Genomic DNA, 21,814 nt, shown 5'->3' with positions numbered 1-21,814 from the left:
TCAAACATGCGGTTTCCATAAAAATATAGATTTAAGGGAGAGAAACGAAGTAATGAAAATGTTCAACCTGAAAGGCCTTTTAGCCCTTACAGCAGTATTCTCGCTACTAATTACCAGCGCTTGCGGTAATGCAGGTTCCACTAACGGGACTGCAGCAGATACCGCCAAAGCATCCTCATCCGCGAGTCCTACAGCTGCGGCAAGCAAGGCACCAGTTAAAGTCATTTGGTGGCATTCGATGAGCGGTGAGCTTGGCAAAGCAGTGGACAAGATTGTCGCAGATTTCAACGCCTCGCAAAAGAATGTTCAGGTAGAAGCCATATTCCAAGGTACCTACGATGAAAGCTTAAACAAAATGAAAGCTTCGATGGATACCAAAAGCGGTCCTTCGCTCATTCAGGTGTATGAGATCGGCAGCCGTTTCATGATCGATTCCAAAGCGATTACGCCAATGCAAAATTTCATTGACGCAGACAAATTTGACCTTTCTCAATTGGAAGAAAACATCACCAACTACTATAAAATAGACAACAAGCTTAATTCCATGCCTTTTAATACATCCAACCCGATCCTTTACTACAATAAGGACATGTTTAAAGCAGCGGGACTTGATCCTGAAAAACCGCCAACTACGTATGAAGACATTAAAAAAGCTGCTCAAGCCTTGTCAAAAGATGGTAAATTCGGATCTTCCTTCGCGATTTACGGTTGGTTCATGGAGCAGTTCTTCGCCAATCAGGGCGCTGACTATTTGAACAACGGTAATGGAAGAACGTCCCCTGCTACTCAATCTTTAGTCAATTCCGACGCCGGGGTGCAAACCTTGACATGGTGGAAGGATATGATAGATGCCAAAACATTAACAAACCTCGGACGTAAAACCGATGATACGAAAAAAGCATTCGCAGCAGGCCAAATCGCCATGACACTTGACTCAACAGCTTCCCTTCGCGGAATCGTAGCCTCGACTGAAGGTAAATTCCAGGTAGGAACTGCCCCACTGCCTAAACCAGCTGGTGCCAAAGAAGGCGGCGTTGTCGTAGGCGGAGCCAGTCTGTACATCCTTAACAACAAACCGCAGGAAGAGCAAAAAGCTGCCTGGGAATTCATCAAATACTTGACTAGCCCTCAGGTTCAAGCCTACTGGCATGTCAACACAGGGTACTTCCCCATCACGAAAAAAGCATATGATGAGCAGATCGTAAAAGATAACCTAGCTAAGTATCCACAATTTAAAACAGCAATAGATCAGCTTCACAATACCAAAGCGAACACAGCTACTCAAGGTGCGGTAATGGGAGTATTCCCTGAAGCCAGACAAATCGTCGAAGGAGCCATCGAGGAAGCGTTGAACGGCAAAAAGTCGCCAAAAGACGCGCTTGACGGTGCTGCAAAAAGTATTACAGACAAGCTTGTGCAATACAATAAAACAATGAAATAAGACTAATAAAAAACAGCCCCAGGAGGATTCAAAATCTCCCGGGGCTGTTTTTTTATTATATTGTTTATTTCGAAAGCTGATGAATGGGATGCCCCAAAGCACCTTCCGCTGCATCCATGACCATTTCAGTCAACGTTGGATGAGCGTGAATCGTCAGTGCGATATCTTCCAAAGTAGCTCCCATTTCTACTGCTAAGCCAAGCTCGCCGATGAGGTTCGAGGCTTCCGGCCCGACGATCTGAGCGCCGAGCAGAATACCGTTGTCCTTGTCACCTACAAGCTTCACGAAGCCTTGTGTAGCGCCTAGCGAGTTGGCACGTCCGTTGGCTGCGTAAGGGAATTTCCCAGTAGCCACATTCACGCCCTTGGCTTTTGCTTCGGTTTCATTTAAACCCACACTGGCGATCTCCGGGTCGGAGAAAACAACAGCAGGAAGGGCTTTATAATCAATAACGCTCTTTTGTCCTGCAATCACTTCTGCAGCGACCTTAGCTTCGTAAGAAGCTTTGTGAGCCAGAGCAGGACCAGCTACGATATCGCCAATGGCAAAAATATGGGGAATGCTCGTTCTGCATTGATTATCGATTTCCACCAATCCGCGATCCGACAGCTTCAGGTTGATCAGATCAAGACCGAGCTCTCCATCCGTATTCGGACGTCGGCCAACGGTAACCAGTACATAGTCGGCTTTGAGCTCTTTTTCTTCCCCTTTTACCGTAAAGGTTACAGACACGCTTTTATCCGTTTGCTTGCTGCTTTGCGCCATGGCTTCTGTGAACACTTCCACCCCGGCCTTTTGCAGGTTGCGGGCAACCAGCTGGGACATTTCCTTCTCAAAGCCCGGCAATACGGTATCCGATCCTTCGAGGACAGTTACTTTGGTGCCGAATTTGGCATAGGTTTGCCCAAGCTCAATCCCGATATAGCCGCCGCCGATGACGATCATGCTTTTTGGGATTTCCGGCAAGCTTAACGCTTCCGTGGAAGAAATTATGCGTTTGCCGAATGGGAATGCCTTTAATTCAATGGGGCGAGAGCCCGTTGCAATGATGCAATGCTGGAAACGATAACGCGGCGCTTCCTGATCATTAAATACACGCGCTTCATGATCGTTGATGAACATCACTTCGCCTTGAAACATTTGAATCTTGTTCCCTTTCAGCAAGGTGCCGACGCCGCCGGTTTGCTTGGCGATGATCGAGTTTTTCCATGCCTGAACTTTGGAAAAATCGATTTTTACATCGCCGGCCGTAATGCCCATAGCGTCCGCATGCTGCATATGCTCATACTGGTGCGCCGCGGAAATCAGCGCTTTGGAAGGAATACAGCCGCGATTCAAACATACGCCGCCCCATTCGGATTTGTCCACGATGAGCACGCTTTTGCCCAGCTGAGCCGCCCGAATGGCCGCGACATAACCCCCGGGACCAGCGCCGATGACCAGAACATCAATATCTAAAGAAGCATCTCCAACTACCATAGCGTTACACCTCCAAAACTAGAAGCTCGGGATCAGCCAGCAGCTGTTTGATGTAATTCAAAAAGTTTTGCGCGGCAGCCCCGTCGACAATGCGATGATCAAAGCTAAGCGATAAGGCCATAACGGAGCCAATGACAATTTGACCGTCCTTCACGATTGGTTTTTCTGTGATCCGGCCTGCACCGAGGATCGCAACCTCAGGGAAATTGATGACCGGAGTGAAGAACATACCGCCAACGGAACCAATGTTTGTGATCGAAATGGTGCTGCCCTTCATTTCATTGGGGGCCAGCTTGCCTTCGCGTGCACGAACGGCCAAATCCTTGATGGCAGCCGCGATGGACCAGACGTTTTTGCGGTCGGCGTCATGAATGACCGGTACCAAAAGGCCGTTATCCGTATCGGTCGCAATCCCGATATTGTAGTATTTTTTGTAGACGATTTCCTGGTTTTCTTCATCGATCATGGCATTCATGACCGGGAACTGGCGAGACGCTGCGATTAAGGCCTTGACGATAAATGGCAGGTACGTCAGCTTCACTCCTTTTTTCTCGGCGAGCGGCTTCGTTCTTTCACGCAGCGCGACGAGTGCCGATACGTCGATCTCGTCCATCAGCGTCACATGCGGAGCCGTGTAGACGGATTTGACCATCGCGTTCGCGATAATCTTGCGGATCCCCTTGAACGGGATCCGCTCCTCGACGCGATCGCCCGCGCTCACCGGCTGCGCGGCAGGAGCCGCAGCCGCTTGATCGGCAGCCGCATCCGGTGCTGCCGCCTTGCCTGAAGCAGCCGGTGCCGCAGCCCCGCCGCCGGCTTTAAAGCCAAGCACGTCCTCGCGTGTCACGCGGCCGTGCGGCCCTGTTGGCGTCACCTCTGCGAGGGAGACGCCTTCTTCACGGGCCAGCTTGCGCACGCTGGGCGTCGCAAGCACTTCTTTGCCCGCGCCGCCTGCAAGCGCGGCTGGTTTATCGCCAGCGCCATTCTCTGGCGCTGCGGTTTTCGCAGCAGCGGGCGCCGCTGCTCCGGTTTCAGCGCCTGCAACGGGCGCAGCCGGTGTAGGCACGGAAGCCGGCGCTTGTTTCGCCGGCTCGGGCTGGCCGGGATCGGCGGAAGCCGGCACGTCGCCTTCCACTTCAATCGTGGCGACAAGCTCGCCCACATGGCAGACTTGCCCTTCCTTCACCTTGACCTCTATGATTTTACCTTCGACCGGGGAAGGGACTTCGACCACGGCCTTATCGTTTTGCACTTCCATCAAAATAGATTCGTCGGTTACGGCGTCTCCAGCCTTGATGAGAAGCTTTACGATCTCGCCTTCATGAATCCCTTCGCCAAGCTCAGGAAATTTATATTCAAAAACAGCCACGAGCAATTACCTCCTATATGAGAAAATATACCTATATCTATGCTGAGAACCTTAAAATTCCAGAACCTTTTGAATTCCCGCAAGAATACGCTCTGTATTGGGCAGCCATGCATCTTCCACTTGTGCGAAAGGATATACGGTGTCCGGAGGCGATACGCGAAGAACTGGCGCTTCCAGATGGAGAATCGCTTTTTCATTAATCTGGGCAATGACTTCGGCGGCTATACCGGAGGTTTTTTGCGCTTCTTGCACCACGATGGCGCGGTTTGTTTTCTTGATAGACGCTACAACCGTATCGATATCGAGCGGCATAATAGTACGAAGATCAATGACTTCAACTTTGATGCCTTTGGAAGCTTCCAATTCTTCGGCGGCTTTAACCGAGGCATGAACCATAGCTCCATAAGTGATGATCGTTACATCTGATCCTTCACGAACGACATTGGCTTTTCCAAGCTCGACGGTATATTCGCCCTCCGGCACCTCTGCACGAAAAGAACGGTATAAGTTCAAATGCTCCATGAAAAATACGGGATCATTATCGCGAATGGCCGCAATCAGCAAGCCTTTGGCATCATAAGGGTTAGAAGGAATGACGACTTTAATTCCTGGTGTTTGCACGAGCAAGCCTTCCAGAGAATCGGTATGAAGCTCAGCCGCTTTAACTCCGCCGCCAAAAGGGGTACGGAACACGATAGGAGCATTATATCTGCCGCCGGAACGATACCGCATGCGAGCAGCTTGAACGCATATTTGATCCAAAGCCTCATAAATGAAGCCGACAAATTGAATTTCGGCAATCGGGCGAAACCCTTGAATACCAAGACCTACAGCCAGCCCGCCGATAGCGGATTCGGCAAGCGGTGTATCGAACACGCGATCTTCCCCGAATTCGGCTTGCAGTCCTTCGGTAGCACGGAAAACTCCGCCTACGTGACCTACGTCTTCTCCAAAAAGAACAACGTCTTTATCTCTCTCCAGTTCAACGCGCATCGCGTCCTTTATCGCTTGAATCATAGTCATTTGTGCCATGACGATTAACTTTCCTCCTCAGTAAATAGGCTGATTTCTTATTTATAAAGTTCCTTTTGCTCGGCCAGATGCTGCGGAGTCGCTTCAAACATCGAATCGATCAGTCCGCCAACGGTCATTTTTTCAGTGGCTTCCGCTTTCTTGATATGCTCGGCAACAGCCGCTTTTGCTTCTTCTTTGACAGCCGCTTCGGCATCTTCGCTCCAGAGGCCTTTTTTAGTCAAGAAAATACGCATGCGGGTCAGCGGATCGCGAGGTTCCCAATCCAGCTCCTCATCCTTGGTGCGGTATTTGGTTGTGTCGTCGGCCATGGAATGCGGACGGTAACGGTAAGTCAACGCTTCGATCAAGGTTGCGCCTTCTCCTTTGCGGCCTCGCTCGGCAGCTTCGGCAACAGCTTGATACACCGCCAGCACATCCATGCCGTCCACTTGAACACCTTTGATTCCGGCGGCAATTGCCTTATGGGCAATGGAATAAGCTGCTGTTTGTTTGGAAAATGGTGTCGTAATGGCGTAGCCGTTATTTTGCACAAAATAAATCACAGGAAGCTTAAAGGATCCTGCAAAGTTCATGCCTTCATAGAAATCGCCTTCGGAGCTTCCTCCGTCGCCGGTATACGTTATCGCTACACGCTTCTCATTGCGTTTTTTGAACGCCATCGCTACGCCTGTAGCATGAAGAATTTGTGCGCCAATAATAATTTGCGGCATCAACACATGAACATCCTGCGGGATTTGTCCGCCATGCTGGTGACCGCGGGAATAAAGAAAAGCCTGGTACAACGGAAGGCCATGCCACACGATTTGCGGCATATCGCGATAACCCGGGCAGATGAAATCATCTCTATTTAAGGCAAACTCACTGCCGATCATGGAAGCCTCTTGTCCCGATACGGGTGCATAGAAGCCCAGACGTCCCTGACGTCCCAGATTTACCGCTCTTTCATCCCAAACACGGGTAAAGACCATTCTTCTCATTAATTCTTTCAATTGATCATCGGAAAGCTTCGGCATTTTGTCTTCATTGACGATCGTGCCATCCGGTCCAAGAACCGTTAACGGCTCGATTTGCTCTGTGGACACTTCATAATTAATCTGTTTGACAGCTTGCTTGCTCATTATCCATTCACCTCATCTATGAATTTACTGCCTGCTATATTTGTTTCTGTTATAGTATTATTATAAACCTGTTTTATTGAAAAGTACACAGCAATGCCTATAAAATATAGTCTTTTTTATTTATTTTGATTAGTACAGTTTTATATTTTGACTGATACAGATTAATCAAATTTTCAAATCTGCTATAATACACCATAGAAGTAATTACCCAAAAACGACCCGGAGGAACCTTAGCATGGATGACGCGCGTTATTATAAAAGAACGATCATTAAGGAAGAACTCTCATCCACCCTGCTCGGAGCTGCGCGCAATCTGCGTATATATTTGCCGCCCGGCTATAATGAGCTGTTGTCTTATCCGGTCATATACTGCCAGGATGGAGAACAGTTTTTCAACTTTGGAAGAATCGCAACCATCCTTACCCGCTCTATTCTGGATGAGGGACTGGAGCCTGCCATTGTGGTCGGTATTGATGTAGTCACAACAGTCCGCACATCCGAGTATTCGCCTGAGGGCGGCAATTTTGTCGCGTACTGCCGTTTCTTGACCGAGGAATTGCTGCCGTTTGTCGAGTCGCGGTATCCCGTTCGATCGGATCGTATGCAGCGGTTGTTGGCAGGAGATTCCCTGGGCGGCACGGTTTCACTGCACCTCGCTCTAGATTATCCTAGCCTTTTTTGCAAAGTTATATCCTTATCCGGTGCATTTTTTGGCAAAACGAGAGAACGCTTGGCAAAGGAGGATGATCTGTCATGGTTAGAGCTGTTTATGCTTATTGGCACGGAAGAGACTGAAGTGACAACCGAGCGCGGAACTTTTAATTTTCTTGAGGAAAATCGGAAGACACGAGACATCCTGGTACAGAAAAAAACCGCGCTTCTCTATACAGAGAAACCCGGTACGCACATTTGGGGCTTTTGGCAGCTTGAGCTGCCTGCGGCACTCCACTATTTTCTCGGTTAATTTCTATTGATGCCATAGCGATTTTCCATCAGCTTTACCATTTCTTGAATTTCATTTTCACCGGCAAGCTCTTCGCTCCATATCTGAGCCGTTATTTCCCCGGCTTCCAGAAGCTCCTTCATACTTTGGATAAAATCCACGGCAGTCAGCGGTTTGCCCACACATTCGGCTAAACTCGCCATGCTGCCGGGAAGTACAACTGGATAATCGGCAGCTTCGGCCCCAGCTGCGGCACGGTCATAGAAAGCTCTCGCCACTGCAGCTTTTTGTTCTCCTTGACCTTCAACAATCACGAAGGCCTGAACGGAAATGGCATGGAGCTGCCGCCTTTGGGCAATCCCGCAAAACTTTTTGCCGCCGATGCTTAAATCGAACTCACCTGGACAAAAGGACCCGGCTACTTCTCCTTTTTGCACATCATCCGTCAGCTTCATCAGGGTTTCACGGATTAGCTGCGCCATCAGCTCAAAGTCCTTGCGATGTTCCATGCTCCCTGCAGGCTTCGGAAGCAGCAGGGAAACATTGATGACCCCCAAATCCAATGGGACTGCAGCTCCTCCTGAATTTCTGACGCCGGTTTCATAACCTTGACTCTTCAGCCAAATATCCGCATTAGCAGCATGAGGAAGCCTGCTGTCTCGAAGACCCATAACAAAAGCTTTCGGATGCCTCCAAAGATGCACAATAGGCGTCATGCTTGTAGTCATCTTACGGCAAAGGGTTTCTTCCAGGGCAAATGGGTATAAAATATTGTACGCATCAGTTACATGGGTTCTGTCAAGCAAAATCGTCTTGTCTGATAATTCAATAGAAAATGTCATAATATATCACCTAATTCAGTTATAATTACCTATTTCCATTATACTAATATAGTCCAGTAGGATTATTCAATCCAATGTCGAATATATATATAGAAAAATATGTTAATGGATAAGTGGGCGAGAACATTGAAGGCGTTCGATGATTTACTGCTGAATATTTTGGTTTTAACATTACCAATCTTAATCTATTCTAAATTGCGAATGGATAAACCCTATCAGGAGCCATCTATTTTCAACCCCAAATGGGTGTTTGCATATTGCAGTCCATTGGCTGTCTTTTGTATTTCCCACCCCTTATTTTCCGCAGGAGAAATTTCATATGATTTGAGTCTCATTCCACTTCTTGCCGCTTTTTTATATGGGGGCATTGGATCCGGTTTAATAGTGTCCGCTGTTGAAATTGTCTTTAGCTATTACTTTCATGGTCCCGAGGTGGAATGGGTTGCGCTTATTACTGTTTTCCTTATACCCTTTATCCTTTCTTTCATTTATCTTAGCAATTGGAAGCACAAATCACCCAAGATCATGTTCCCTGCGCTGCTCGCTTTGATCTGTGCTTTCGCTACTTTCTGCGTTTCTCTCTTCGACTCGTTCACGAATGAAATTCCCTTCACATTATCCTCTATTCTAATAGGTTTAGGCTATTGCGTCATTCATATGCTGACGATGTCGATGATCACCTTTTTGATTGAGCATATCAAAGAAAATCTGGCCCTGCGCCAGGAATTTCAAAAATCGGAAAAACTGAATGTACTCAGCGAACTGGCTGCCTCTGTGGCTCATGAAATCAGAAACCCTATGACGGTAGCTCGGGGCTTTATGCAAATTCTAAACCAATCCCAGGTGTCCGAAGAAAAAAAACGCATGTATACGGCAATGGTCATCGAAGAAATCGATAGAGCCCAAAACATCATCAGCGATTACTTATCCCTCGCCAAGCCCCAAGCAGAAAAGCTGGAAAAACTCGATGCATCCACTCTTTCACAAAAACTGGCTAACCTGATTAATCCTTATGCTTCATTACTCAATGTACAAATCGCCTTTGAAATGGAGTCTTATTTGTGGATCCTAGCCAACGGGGAGAAGCTGATGCAGTGCTTGGTCAACCTGACCAAAAACGGAATCGAAGCCATGCCTGATGGTGGAACCCTGCAAATTAGAGGCTATAAAGAGAAAGATCTCGTGAGGATCGAAATCAGGGACAACGGAATTGGTATGACCCATGAACAGCTCGAGCGTCTAGGCACCCCTTTCTACTCCACAAAGCAAAAAGGTACCGGCCTTGGCATGATGGTTTCTTACCGCATCATCAAGACATTTGGCGGCACTATCGATGTAACCAGTCAATTGAACAAAGGCACCTGCTTTGTCGTCACGCTGCCCGGAGCGTCCTGATTACTGCTCGGATTCAGCTAAAATCTGCATGATTCCTTTAAATAAAGGGATTGCTTTATTGGGCTCCATTGGACCAACATTGGCGACAGAGACGGAAACAGCGTACTTGGGAGCATGTACCGGACCATATCCAATGAACCATTGATTGACCTTTTCCTGTTTCCCTGTTAGAACTTGTGCAGTTCCCGATTTTCCGGCAAGCTGCCACTTAGTACCTTGCAGCGCTTTGCCTGTTCCCTCTGTAACCACCGTCTCCATCCACTTCAGCAATTCTCGGCTGGTTGCTCGGGAGATGGCCGTATGGCTTTTTTGAACCGTAAAACTCGACATGATTCTATCTGTTTGGTAACGAATTTCCGAGGCGGCCCTCGGTGAAAAACGCTCTCCGCCGTGAAGCAGAGTAACAATCATATTCGCTGACTGAAGTGGAGAAAGAAGGACATCGCGCTGGCCTATAGCCGTTTGCATGCGTACTCCCTCATCCTCACGTGGGGTTCCGGCTGCGAATAATTGGCCCTCATCCTCACTGTCCAACTGCTGAACATTCTGCTGCCCGGCAGTGCCCTGCCAGCCCGCTTTATGAGTCAGACCCAATGCCCCGGCATACTTCTCCAGCTGTACAGAGCTGAGGCGCTGCATCACTTTCGCAAATACAATATTGCAGGACTCTGCAAACCCTTCCTGCAGCGTCAAGCGGCCATGGCCTTCCTTTTTCCAGCAGGTAAACCCGTACTTTCCCAGAGCCCCCTGACAATCAAAGGTTTCACCGGGCTTCACCACTCCTTCCTCGAGAGCGGCAACCGCTACTGCTGTTTTGAAAATAGAGCCTGGAGCTATCGCTTTTAGGGCATGATTGCTCCAATTGCTTTGCGATGGGTCAACATCCTCCGGGTTGTAATCGGGTTTGCTGGCCATGACCCTGATATCGGCATCGGCAGCATTCAGAACAACGGCAGCACCTTCCCGAATATTCATGGAATCCATAAGCGCTTCAACTTTTTTTTGCAGATCCAGATCGATTGTTGTAATTACCTTCAGCGGATAATAGGGATTGGTCGGCTCTATCAAGCGTGTTCCCAATCCAGTCAAAGGTCTCTTTTCATTATCGGTAAAATAAGAAATGGACGTTTGGCCTATGCCCTCGATCAAGGGCTCAAAGCTCTTCTCCAGGCCGGATCCTCCGATTTTACTTGTTAACGAAACATCTCCATGGGCCAGCTGCTTACCGAATACTGTCTTGATTCTTTCCGGATTCTCACCAATAAACCCTATGAGCTGTTTAGCTGCCATACTCTGCGGATAACGCTTTTCATAGGCAACAACCCGCACATTTGGAAGCTGTAATAGATCAATTAGTTCTTCTTGCTTTGCGTTTAAATGATTCGGCTGACCATCCGGTTTGGTCGACCACAAACGCGGCTCTTTGACATGATCGGAGAATGTCTTCCATTCAGCTGTACTAACTCCCAGAATCCGGGCGATATTTTCATTTTGCTGATCTTCGCTATGAATTTTCTTCTGGACAGGAAAGATGACTAGCGCTTTAGAGGTCTCTCCGGTCATGGGACGAAGCTTCCAGTCATAAAAATCTCCACGTCCCGTGTGCAGCACCAAAGAGCTTTGCCTCTGGGAGACGGAGTTCTTCACGAGATCCACGGTATGTATCGAAGATCCGCCTGTTCGCACCAGTTGGATCCAAAGCAGCCTTCCTGCGATACTTGCGAGCAGCGCCATAAAAACAAGCAGGATCATGAACATTCTTCGCTTCACAGTTGCTGAAGTACGATTATACTTGTCCATGGCACCCACCCTTTCTTAAACATGTCTTACTTACATCTTCCATTATGAGCAGTTTCAGTTGTACTCAAACATTGGAAACATGCGAGGATAAACGGCTGCGTCGTCCTTAATGACGATCGCGTTTGTCAAGGTTGATGCGAAGCAAGATAAGTTTAGAATAACTTATACTTTTTGTTCAACCATAAAAGCCGCCCTCCGATGATCGGAAGGCGGCTGGCTCGCTTAACAGTTATTCCACTTCGAACTTGGATAAAGTATCTTTCAGGGAATTGGATAAATGCTCGAGCTGATCCGATAATTTCACCAAGCCGTCGCTGATGCTGAGCTGCTCGGAACTGAGAGAGGCGACTTCCTCCGAGGTAGCCAGTGATTGTTCCGCAACTGCACTGACATTGGTCATAGCATCTGACAATACAATCTGCGATTGATCCAACGTACTGATAGAATCACTCACAGTGCTTAACTGTTCGATAAATCCACTCATATGAGTGGTCACCTGCTTGAAGATTGTATCCGCTTCCTTCACGGATTGGATTTGTTCCTGGAAAATCGGAGTTGCATTGGATAATACCTTGACGGTTTCATCAATTTCTTTTTGAATCGTTTCCGTAATCTGGCCGACGATATCAATCGATTGGCGAGATTGGTCTGCGAGCTTGCGGATTTCATCGGCTACAACCATGAACCCTTTGCCTGCTGCCCCTGCACGAGCCGCTTCGATGGTCGCATTCAAGGATAAAATATTGGTTTGCTTGGTCATGTTATTCAGCATATCAAGAATTTTACGGATCGATCTTGTGCTTTCCTTGAGATTATCGACCTTTTCTACCATGGATCGAATCATTTCTTCCGTCAGGTTCGTTTTGCTGATCAATTCAGACATGTACCTGGTTCCTTGTTCACTGGAGCTCTGTACGTCCGCAGCCGATGTCCCCATTTCCAGGTTGGCCTCTATCACTTTTTTCATCCGAGCCCCAATATGTTGGGTGAGCTCATTGCCGCGCTCCGATTCGGTGGCAAGACCAGCCGCACCGTTAGAAATTTCATCGGTCGCTGTTGCAATTTCCCGGGCTGCGATCGCCGTTGTTTTGGATGAGTTAGTAAGCTCTCCGGCCGTCTCCAACACTAGCTGAGCGGATAATCTCGTTTGCTGGACAAGCCCGGTAATTTGCTGCATCATCACATCAAAGCTCTTGCCAAGCTGTCCGATTTCGTCCTGGGATTGATAGTTAGCTCGGACCGTCAAGTTCCCTTTGGCGCCTTGCTGCATCAAATTGCGGAGCAGCACGAGAGGACGTCCAATCGAACGAGCTACGAATAATCCAATCAAAGTAGCAATCAAAGATGCGACAAGAGCGATGATAAGCGTGAAATTAAAGATTTTGTCCGCATCCTTAACCAGCGAGCTGACCGGCATATGAGCAACCAGGTTCCATCCGGATATTTTGGTTTTATAATAGGCGACCATCCGGCGGTCCGCATTTTCAAAGGAACCCGATGTACCCGGAGCGAGGGCCAATTCCTCTTTGGTTAATTGAATTTTAGCTGCTTTTTCCAGATTGGCATTATTAGCTGTTGCTATGTACTTATTTGTCGCATTGGTGATCCCCACTTCACTCTCGGGGCCTAAATTGATGGCGCCAATTTCATTAACCAATACTTCCGTCCCAAATTCTATTAGCAAAATGCCGGAATTATTGCTTGTTGTGGTATTCTTTAGAACTCGACCAATGGCAAAAGAGCTGGCAGTACCGCCGGAATAGCCTTTTTCCTTGGTATCCAACCACGAGGCTTTCCCGTTATTTTCCATAGTTTGTTTAAACCATGCTTCACCTGACACATTCGCTCCTGAAAGGGAAGTGCTGTTGCCGACCATATTGATTAACTTTCCGCCAGTCTCGTAGAGCTGCAGCGATTTAATATTCTTGTTGGCAAACAAGAACACATTAAGCTTGTCAGTTATTTTACGCGAGGATTCCAAGCTCTCGTATGAACCTGACTTGATATTTGGAACTGCGGCGAGAAGATCCTGAATTTCCTTATCAAGCATAATTTGCAGTGTAGTGTCCTCAAGTGTTTGAAAGACAAAGTCCAGTTTTTTACCAGCTTGTGTGATCGTTTGTTGGCTGCCAACCGATACTTTCTCCTTAATTACACCTTTCGAAAGCTGGTAAGATACCATGCCTACGACCAGCACAAACAGTAAAATACTTATAAAAAACATTAGAAACAGCTTCATTCCCACGGATTTAACTGGATTTTCAAAACGGACTTGCTTAAAAATTTGTGATTGCTTATTGTCCCCCTCTTGATTGGTACCCATTTTGTCAAAAGCAGTCTTTCCTGACTTCACCGATCTCGATAAAGAAGAAAAGAGGTTTCTCAGCTTTTCTTTCAATAAACCCACCACCATCATTTACTTGGAAATCATAAAAATCGATTGAATATATGTTCGACATATTCCAACAATCTCCTTTATAAAAGGACACGATTTCCAAAAATAATTAGAAAACTTTTCCTAAACTAGCTATCTTAATGTAATCTTTCGCATCATGTCCCATTTATTAACTGGATGATTTACAGCCAGTTTTATGAGCTGCAGCGGATGTCTGGCCGCATCAAGCAGGCTGCCGCCTTCATCTCGAATCTCTGTAATTTTTTGCTTAAAATGGGTTCCGTTCGGTCCGAAGAACTCTACTTCCTGTCCGGGTTTGAAATAGTTCCTCTGCTCGATGAGCGCGAATCCGGTATCTGCCTCATATCCAACGACCAAACCGATGAAATCAAAGCCTGATGCTTTCTCTTCCGGCTCATAGATGTGGTCCTCATGGTCCGGCGCCTCATAGAAAAAACCTGTGTTCAGCGGACGGTTGGCTGCTTTAAGGATTTCATCCCGCCACAATGGATTAAGGGTATAGTGCTCAGGGTCAGCAAAATAAGCATCAATCGCTTGCCGGTAGCTATTAACCACCGTTGCCACATAATGAATGCTTTTCATTCTGCCTTCAATCTTGAAGCTGTCTACGCCGGATTCGATCATATCCGCGATGTGCTCGATCATGCTTAAATCCTTGGAGCCCATCGTAAAGGGATCGTCCATTTCGTTAAACAAAGGCAGCCCGGCAGCCAGAGGCGATGATAATGGCACACCCTTGGCATACAAATCATATTTCCAGCGGCAAGATTGTGAGCAGCCACCGCGATTCGAGTCCCGGTCCGTGAAATGGTTGGATAATACACATCTCCCTGAATAAGAGCTGCACATGGCTCCATGAATGAAAGCCTCTATCTCCACATCCACATGGCGTTTAATCTCGTCGATTTCATCCATGCTCGCTTCCCGGGCCAGCACAACACGCTCGATCCCAAGCTCCTTCCAAAACTGCACCGCTCGCCAGTTCATTGTGGACTGCTGGGTACTCACATGCACTTCAAGCTTCGGCGCGACGCGCCTGGCCGTTTCCATAATTATGGGATCAGCTGCTATGATCGCAGCGATTCCAACCTCCTGCAGACCCATGAGGTAATCTTCGAGACCTTCTATGTCTTCATTATGGGCATAAATGTTGGTAGCAACGAATACTTTGGCACCGTAACGGCTGGCAAATTCGACAGCTTCGCGCATTTCATCCAGCGTAAAATTATCCGCATTCGAGCGCAGGCCGTATTTTTGTCCGCCGATATAGACGGCATCCGCTCCGTAATGAACTGCGAATTTAAGCTTTTCTAAGCTGCCGGCCGGTGCAAGAAGCTCCGGTTTATCCAAACGAACCCGTTTACCGCGCGTGCGAGCTTCCCGGATTGTGGCTGTCATTGTGGTTTCACCTCACCTTTAAAAAATAATTCAATAAACCTGTTCCTTATAGAAGAAGCCAAAAGACAATTCACGTTCAGGGTCTTGGAGCTGCTGGATATTGTCCAGCCACTTTGGATTAAAAGAATTCCCGGACGGGTCCGAGATGATGGCGTCGATTGCTGCTCTATAGCTGCGTACAACTGTCTCGTTGTATTCGACAGACTTCAACAGCCCCTCTATCTTCAGGCTGTCTACTCCTCCCTCGATGAGCTCTGACAGATTCTCGAGCATGCAAATATCCTCGGAGCTCATGATATGCGTGCCGTTCCTGTCTTCATACACAGGATAACGCTGATCCTGGCGTTCCTGCTCAATGAGATATAAACCTCTCTCCATGGAACGGTTTTGGATAGATGCATCGTGGCCTTGATGGTTCATATAGTTTTTGACCAATTCACGCTTGGAATGATAAATATTGGTGATGCCGTGTACTTGCACCTCCACTTCCATTTTGGCGCGGCGCGTAAACTCCAGCACCTGTTCCATATTAAGCTCCCTCGCCAAAACAGACCGCGCAGCGCCTTTCGATGCCCAAAAGTTGGCCGTCGCATAATTGGTAGCAGTCATTTCCGCATTCCAATGAAGCTTCAAAGGCTGCGGCAAATCTTTTGCAATCATGTAAACCGCCGGGTCACCGAATGCGATGGCATCCGTCCCGAATATCTGCAGCTTGGACAGATAAGCAGCAAGCTCTTCAAGATCCTCATTAGCAAAAATACGATTAACCGCGATATAGGCTTTCGCGCCATGTTCGTGTGCCCATGCAATTGCGTAATGAAGTTCATCTTCCTTAACCTCGCCGGGCATACGCAGACCGTATTTATCCTCGCCCATGATGACGCCGTCTGCACCGGCTGCAATGAGCCTCTTCATCTCGTCGACAGATCCGACGCTTACTAACAATTCTGGTTTTTTCATCCGTTTGTTCCTTTTTTGCTTGCTGCAATATTTTTCTTATGCTCTTCGAAGGTTTCGGCAAAAAGATGGCCTTGCGAACCGTCTTTCTTGGTTACATAAAACATAAATTTCGTCTCAGCCGGATATAATGCCGCCTTGATGGAGGCTAGACTTGGACTTGCGATCGGTCCTGGAGGCAGCCCTGGATTTTTGTACGTATTGTAGGGGCTGTCCACTTGCAGATCCTTCTCAAACAAACGCTCTTTCGGCTTATCGAGCAAATATTGTATCGTGGCATCAATCTGCAGCGGCATATTCTGGTTCAGCCTGTTATAAATGACACTGGCAACTAACGGCCGTTCCTCCTCAACCACAACTTCACGTTCTATAAGCGAAGCTATCGTCAAAACTTGATGAAGCGTCAGCTTCTTTTCCTGAAGCTTGATCTTCCAATCTGAAGGAAGAGTCGCCAATTTCTTATCCAGCTCCTGCAGCGAACGCAGGACAAAATCCTGCTCATTCGAGCCTTTCTTGAACTCATAAGTCTCAGGAAATAAATAACCTTCCAATCGATACTTGATAGCTTTGTCATTAGGAAGCCCTTCCAATGCAGCGGCTTGAAATTGTTCCGGTTTCTCAATGACTTGCAAAAATACATCCGCTTTCAGAGGCGTCTCCGCACTTAGCTTTTCTGCGATTTGCCGGACGGTAAATCCTTCCGGAATCGTCACGCGGAACACTTCCTTTTTGACCGTTTGACCGTTGTTCAGCTGCTCAATCATTTGATCCAAGGTCATCCCTGGCTTCATCGCGTATTCGCCGGCCTGGAAATGGGAACCTTGATTTTTCCATTTTAGATAAGCGGCAAAGATGAATGGACTTTTAATCAAGCCTTGCTCCTTCAGCAAATTGGCAATTTGCACAGCACCCGTCCCAAGAGGTACGTTTATCCTCACCTCTTGATCAGAGGCGGCCACGGGCTGCAGGGCATTCGCTGCATAAAGCGCAGTTCCAACACCCGCTCCAATCAATACAAGAAGAACCAAGGAAATCGTAAGCCACATAATTCGAAGCTTGCTTCTTTTGGGTTTCGTTATGACTTCATCTTCTTCCAAGAATATTCCCCTTTCTAAGCATAAAAAAAGAGCGGAAACGCTCCGCTCGGGTTAAGATTTACAAGATTTCCTTCACCGGAAACATCATTTCATCATAGAGCTCGGAGACGGTTTCCCATTCGTCATCATCTTCGATGGTTTCCAGCTCATACTGCTGTTCTGCATGCTCCACAACCCGAAATATGGCGACATCGACGTCTTCCTTTTTCAGTTCCTCGGATTGCAGTACTGCATAAGTATAATTGCCGTATACAAATTCGGCTAACAGCTGATACACCGTGGACCCGCCCTGCTCATCGTATAAAATGATATCATCCCCGTAGGCATTTCGCAACAAACCCTCTTGAGGCTTTTTCATGCTTTTTCGTCTTCCTCTTCATACTCGGCCATGAGTGTATTGAAGGTTTCTTCAACGATGTTCCACTCTTCTTCATCTTCTATGGTAAACAGCTTCAGATCGTCGCCATTATCATCTTCTTCATAGCGGAACGCATAGACCTCATCGGTTTCATCGTCGCCTTCCATAGGAACGACCATCATATACTTTTTATCAGATCCGTCAACTTCAAATTTCATGATAACCTCGAACTCTTCCTCGTTGCCTTCATCGTCCGGGATATAAATAATTTCCGGCTCATCCTGCAGTTCATCTTTGGACATTGCTCACGTCACCTCTTCTTATTAGAATCCATGTAACCCTGAAGGATAATCGCAGCAGCCATTTTGTCAATGACCTCTTTGCGCTTTTTCCGGCTTACATCCGCTTCAAGCAGAATACGTGTTGCTGAAACTGTGGTAAGCCTTTCATCCCACAAATGTACGGGTACCTTTAATCTTCGCTGTAAGTCTTGAGAAAACGCAATGCATAGGTCCCCGCGGGGACCTATGGTATTGTTCATATTCTTCGGAAGTCCCACTACGATTTCAGTGACCTCATACTGGTTCAGGATTTCTTCGATACGAGCTGCATCCTTGTCTGGACCATGGCGTTTTATGGTTTCCAATCCTTGTGCTGTTAGGCCAAGCTCATCGCTGATCGCGACACCAATTGTTTTATCCCCGTAATCCAAACCCATCCATCTCATGCCGGATCTCTTTTCGTTTATTTGTTCTGAGCCAAATAAGAGCGAACCAATTCCTCGATCAACTCATCCCGCTCCCGCTTGCGAATCAAGCTTCTTGCGTTGTTGTGTCTAGGAATGTAGGCAGGATCCCCGGAAAGCAAATACCCCACTATTTGATTGATCGGATTATAGCCTTTTTCTTCCAAAGCGTCATACACCGAAAGCAGCACTTCTTTTGGCGATGTCTCGATTTCCTCCGCTTTGACGTTGAACTTCATCGTTTTATCCATGGAACTCATCTGGAACATCCCCGCTTTCTTTTAAAGATGTATATTGTCATATATTCTCTATCCGATTAAAAATTCCTGTCAGCAGGAAAAAATTTTATACATGCTGCTGAGCAATCAAAGCTTCGACTGCCGCTAATGCCGCTTTCAGTTTGGCTGCATCCTTGCCCCCGGCCTGAGCCATATCCGGCCTGCCGCCGCCGCTTCCGCCAACTAAAGAAGCAATCTCTTTAATGATCTTGCCTGCGTGAAAGCCTATTGTGACAAGATCGGGCGACACTGCTGCTACCAGGTTGATTTTATCATCTGCAGCCGCAGCCAAAACAATAACAGCGGAGCCCAGCTTTCCTTTCATCTCATCGACAATATTACGCAGGGAATCCATATCGCTTGCATGGACTTCCGCAGCCAATACCGGAACTCCAGCCACATGCTTCACTTGATCAGTGAGAGCTCCGGCTTCAATCCGATCGAGTTTCCCGCGCAAGGATTCATTCTCTCGCGAAAGCTCCCTGATTTGCTGCATGGTGCTCTCTATTCGTTTTGGCACATCCTGTACATTTGACTTGAGATGGCTGGCAGCATCTTTTAACAGCTGCAGCTGCTGTTCCAAATAGGCATAAGCGCCTCTGCCGGTAACGGCTTCAATACGCCGAATTCCGGAACCGATTCCCGATTCGCTGGTGATTTTGAATAGTCCGATTTGTCCGGTGCTTTGCACATGGCAGCCGCCGCAAAGCTCCAGACTGTAATCCCCCACCTTCACAACGCGCACGATGTCACCATATTTTTCACCGAACAGCGCCATTGCTCCCATCGCTTTTGCATCGGCAATAGCTTTGAGAGATATGTCCATCTGCGTATTCGTCCATATTTGACGGTTGACACGCAGTTCCACATCCTGAAGCTCTTCCGGGCTAATGCTGCCAAAGTGTGAGAAGTCAAATCGCAGCCGATCAGGCTCAACCAAGGAACCGGCTTGGTTCACATGTTCACCGAGCACTTCCTTGAGCGCTTTATGAAGAAGATGGGTTGCCGTATGATTTTTAATGGTATCCTCACGAAAGCTTCGGCTTACAGATGCTTCTACAGTCTCTCCTTTGCGGAGAACGCCTGATTCTACTATAACGGTGTGCACGTGTTGTCCGTGCGGAGCTTTCGTTACATCTTCTACTTGCAGCGTTACATGATGGCTGCGAATCCATCCATGGTCGCTGACTTGTCCGCCGCTTTCCGCATAGAAAGGAGTGCGGTCCAGCACAACCTGACAGGTCTCGCCAACACCGACAATATCCACGAATTGATTCTCATGAACAATCGCGATGATGCTAGCAGGAACTACCAAATCATTATACCCTATAAATTCGCTTTTAGTCGTAAAATCAGCCAGTGGTCCGCCCTGCACCTTCATGCTTTCGGACTCCTGACGAGCCCCTCTGGCACGCTCACGCTGCTCTTGCATCGCCGCATCAAAACCTGCCCGATTCACAGCCAATCCTTGTTCTCCGGCAAAATCCTCCGTCAAATCGAAGGGGAATCCGTAGGTATCATACAGCTTGAATGCATCCGGTCCGCTTATCTCTGTTTGGCCCGATTGACGAGTCTTGTCCACCATTTCGGCCAATATAGCCAAGCCGTCGCTTAACGTTTCATGGAAACGCTCTTCTTCCGTGCGAATGACCTTTTCGATAAACTCCTGCTTGTTTACAACTTCCGTATAGTGGCTGCCCATAATATCACCCACAACCGGGATCAGTTTGTAAAGGAATGGCTTATCCAGACCAAGCACCTTTCCATAACGTACGGCCCGGCGAAGCAAACGTCGAATGACATAGCCCCGTCCTTCATTGGACGGCAATACGCCGTCACCGACAGAGAAGCTGACCGTTCTTACATGGTCGGCAATCACCTTCAAAGCGATATCCTGCTCTTCACTGGTATGGTAGGTTACACCGGCCAATTCGCAAGTTTTATCGATGATCGGTTTGAATAAATCCGTGTCAAAGTTGGAATCTACATCCTGCAAAATCGAGGAAAGCCGCTCGAGGCCTGCACCTGTATCAATATTCTTATTCGGAAGCGGCGTATAGCTGCCATCTTTATTATGATTGAACTGGGAGAACACCAAATTCCAGACTTCCAGGAACCGCTCATTCTCTCCCCCCGGCCAGCACTCCGGATCCGACAGATCTCCATATGCATCGCCGCGGTCATAGAATATCTCCGTACAAGGCCCGCACGGCCCCTCACCGATATCCCAAAAATTATCATCCTTCAGCTTATAAATTCGCTCAGCGGGAATCCCGATCTTTTTGTTCCATAACTGGTATGCTTCCTCATCTTCCTCATAAACCGTCACCGACAGACGGTCGGGATCAAATCCGATCCATTTCGGATCCGTCAAAAACTCCCAGGCCCAGGTAATCGCTTCTTCCTTAAAATAATCCCCAATCGAAAAATTCCCCAGCATCTCAAAAAACGTCTGATGGCGGCGAGTCTTCCCTACATTCTCGATATCATTAGTCCGTATACATTTCTGCGCATTCGCAATTCGAGGATTCTCGGGCACAACGCGGCCGTCAAAATAAGCCTTGAGAGGCGTCATCCCCGCATTGATCCATAATAGCGACGGATCATTATGCGGAACCAGTGGCGCGCTATGTTCAATCTTATGTCCCTTACTCGCAAAAAACTCCAACCACTTTGACCGTATCACACTTGCCTTCATATCCCTCTTGCCTCCATCTATAACAGTAATTAATCTATGCCCGAGCGAATCTCAATTTCGCTTGTCGCTTGTCTCTTGTTGCTCGTTGCTCTCTCTTTCCCTATGCCCGAGCGGATATCCTTTCGCTCGACGCTGTCTCTTGACCTTCGCTCTTGATCTTCGCTCTTGATCTTCGCTCTTGATCTTGGCTCTTGATCTTCTCTCTTGATCTTTCGCTCAACCGTCAAGCGTGTCCGAGCCAGAAATGTTGCTGAGCAATATTTCTGGCTCGGACTAAAGCGCTCCCAGCACTCACGCACCTCAAACGCTCCTGCCCCACTTGCTCACCAGCTTTAAAAGTCATCCAAGGGGCGTTACCCTTGGGGTCCCCCTTCAAGGGGGATTTAGGGGGTGAAACATTTTGAAATAAAAAATACGCCCCTATAACATACAGGGACGAATCAT

Annotated in this window: 19 protein-coding genes; 3 read left to right on the top strand and 16 right to left on the bottom strand. The window is 47.7% G+C overall.

Annotated features, from left to right (window positions below):
- Nucleotides 1–52: 52 nt before the first annotated feature.
- Nucleotides 53–1,441, top strand: coding sequence for an ABC transporter substrate-binding protein (locus BLV33_RS25035; RefSeq protein WP_171909295.1), 1,389 nt, complete (start codon nt 53–55; stop codon nt 1,439–1,441).
- Between the two features lie 64 nt (nt 1,442–1,505).
- On the opposite strand, the gene lpdA is transcribed toward BLV33_RS25035, so the two are convergent.
- From lpdA to pdhA, 4 genes are read right to left on the bottom strand one after another with little or no spacing between them, the layout of a single operon-like run.
- Nucleotides 1,506–2,921 carry a dihydrolipoyl dehydrogenase gene (gene lpdA, locus BLV33_RS25030; protein ID WP_090798049.1) on the bottom strand — a complete coding sequence of 472 codons (1,416 nt, stop codon included), beginning with the start codon at nt 2,919–2,921 and terminating at the stop codon, nt 1,506–1,508.
- Between the two features lie 4 nt (nt 2,922–2,925).
- On the bottom strand, nt 2,926–4,290 hold the full coding sequence (locus BLV33_RS25025) for a dihydrolipoamide acetyltransferase family protein (protein WP_090798047.1): 1,365 nt from the start codon (nt 4,288–4,290) through the stop codon (nt 2,926–2,928).
- 51 nt (nt 4,291–4,341) lie between these two features.
- Nucleotides 4,342–5,322: an alpha-ketoacid dehydrogenase subunit beta gene (locus BLV33_RS25020; protein WP_090798045.1), complete on the bottom strand. Its 981-nt coding sequence runs from the start codon at nt 5,320–5,322 to the stop codon at nt 4,342–4,344.
- Nucleotides 5,323–5,360: 38 nt separating this feature from the next.
- The gene (pdhA, locus tag BLV33_RS25015; RefSeq protein ID WP_090798044.1) at nt 5,361–6,443 is read right to left on the bottom strand and encodes a pyruvate dehydrogenase (acetyl-transferring) E1 component subunit alpha; all 1,083 of its coding nucleotides are present in this window, start codon (nt 6,441–6,443) and stop codon (nt 5,361–5,363) included.
- Nucleotides 6,444–6,678: 235 nt separating this feature from the next.
- Here pdhA and BLV33_RS25010 point away from each other — a divergent pair, with 235 nt between their 5' ends.
- On the top strand, nt 6,679–7,407 hold the full coding sequence (locus BLV33_RS25010) for an alpha/beta hydrolase (RefSeq protein WP_090798042.1): 729 nt from the start codon (nt 6,679–6,681) through the stop codon (nt 7,405–7,407).
- Here BLV33_RS25010 and BLV33_RS25005 read toward each other — a convergent pair.
- Nucleotides 7,404–8,228: a lipoate--protein ligase family protein gene (locus tag BLV33_RS25005; protein ID WP_090798040.1), complete on the bottom strand. Its 825-nt coding sequence runs from the start codon at nt 8,226–8,228 to the stop codon at nt 7,404–7,406. The two genes, BLV33_RS25010 and BLV33_RS25005, sit on opposite strands and share 4 nt — an antisense overlap.
- A gap of 324 nt (nt 8,229–8,552) precedes the next feature.
- Here BLV33_RS25005 and BLV33_RS25000 point away from each other — a divergent pair, with 324 nt between their 5' ends.
- The gene (locus tag BLV33_RS25000) at nt 8,553–9,623 is read left to right on the top strand and encodes an ATP-binding protein (RefSeq protein WP_171909294.1); all 1,071 of its coding nucleotides are present in this window, start codon (nt 8,553–8,555) and stop codon (nt 9,621–9,623) included.
- Here the strand turns inward: BLV33_RS25000 and BLV33_RS24995 are convergent, their stop codons facing one another.
- The 11 genes from BLV33_RS24995 to BLV33_RS24945 all read right to left on the bottom strand — a co-directional run bounded on the left by BLV33_RS24995 (nt 9,624) and on the right by BLV33_RS24945 (nt 21,669).
- A complete protein-coding gene (locus BLV33_RS24995; protein WP_090798037.1) occupies nt 9,624–11,423 on the bottom strand; it encodes a peptidoglycan D,D-transpeptidase FtsI family protein in 1,800 nt (599 codons plus the stop codon).
- Between the two features lie 229 nt (nt 11,424–11,652).
- Nucleotides 11,653–13,821 (bottom strand): methyl-accepting chemotaxis protein, encoded by a 2,169-nt coding sequence (locus BLV33_RS24990; protein WP_253187164.1) that lies wholly within the window; start codon nt 13,819–13,821, stop codon nt 11,653–11,655.
- A gap of 129 nt (nt 13,822–13,950) precedes the next feature.
- Nucleotides 13,951–15,237: a peptidase U32 family protein gene (locus BLV33_RS24985; protein WP_090798033.1), complete on the bottom strand. Its 1,287-nt coding sequence runs from the start codon at nt 15,235–15,237 to the stop codon at nt 13,951–13,953.
- Nucleotides 15,238–15,267: 30 nt separating this feature from the next.
- Nucleotides 15,268–16,197 (bottom strand): peptidase U32 family protein, encoded by a 930-nt coding sequence (locus BLV33_RS24980; RefSeq protein WP_090798031.1) that lies wholly within the window; start codon nt 16,195–16,197, stop codon nt 15,268–15,270.
- Nucleotides 16,194–17,291 (bottom strand): endolytic transglycosylase MltG, encoded by a 1,098-nt coding sequence (gene mltG, locus BLV33_RS24975; RefSeq protein WP_253187163.1) that lies wholly within the window; start codon nt 17,289–17,291, stop codon nt 16,194–16,196. The genes BLV33_RS24980 and mltG overlap by 4 nt, the downstream gene beginning before the upstream one ends.
- A 58-nt stretch (nt 17,292–17,349) precedes the next feature.
- Nucleotides 17,350–17,649 (bottom strand): DUF1292 domain-containing protein, encoded by a 300-nt coding sequence (locus tag BLV33_RS24970; protein WP_090798029.1) that lies wholly within the window; start codon nt 17,647–17,649, stop codon nt 17,350–17,352.
- Nucleotides 17,646–17,951 carry a DUF1292 domain-containing protein gene (locus BLV33_RS24965; protein ID WP_090798027.1) on the bottom strand — a complete coding sequence of 102 codons (306 nt, stop codon included), beginning with the start codon at nt 17,949–17,951 and terminating at the stop codon, nt 17,646–17,648. Before BLV33_RS24965 ends, BLV33_RS24970 begins: the two co-directional genes overlap by 4 nt.
- A gap of 8 nt (nt 17,952–17,959) precedes the next feature.
- On the bottom strand, nt 17,960–18,376 hold the full coding sequence (gene ruvX, locus BLV33_RS24960) for a Holliday junction resolvase RuvX (protein ID WP_090798023.1): 417 nt from the start codon (nt 18,374–18,376) through the stop codon (nt 17,960–17,962).
- A 17-nt stretch (nt 18,377–18,393) separates the two neighbouring features.
- Nucleotides 18,394–18,654: an IreB family regulatory phosphoprotein gene (locus BLV33_RS24955; protein ID WP_090798021.1), complete on the bottom strand. Its 261-nt coding sequence runs from the start codon at nt 18,652–18,654 to the stop codon at nt 18,394–18,396.
- 85 nt (nt 18,655–18,739) lie between these two features.
- Nucleotides 18,740–21,370, bottom strand: a complete 2,631-nt coding sequence (alaS, locus tag BLV33_RS24950; protein ID WP_090798019.1) for an alanine--tRNA ligase — start codon at nt 21,368–21,370, stop codon at nt 18,740–18,742.
- Nucleotides 21,371–21,399: 29 nt separating this feature from the next.
- Nucleotides 21,400–21,669: a hypothetical protein gene (locus BLV33_RS24945; protein WP_090798017.1), complete on the bottom strand. Its 270-nt coding sequence runs from the start codon at nt 21,667–21,669 to the stop codon at nt 21,400–21,402.
- Nucleotides 21,670–21,814 lie beyond the last annotated feature (145 nt).

This window comes from Paenibacillus sp. GP183 (genome assembly GCF_900104695.1).
In the GTDB taxonomy this organism is placed as follows: Bacteria; Bacillota; Bacilli; order Paenibacillales; family NBRC-103111; genus Paenibacillus_AI.
Note: the sequence above shows the minus strand (reverse complement) of the source record. Positions and strands in the feature narration are given on the sequence as shown.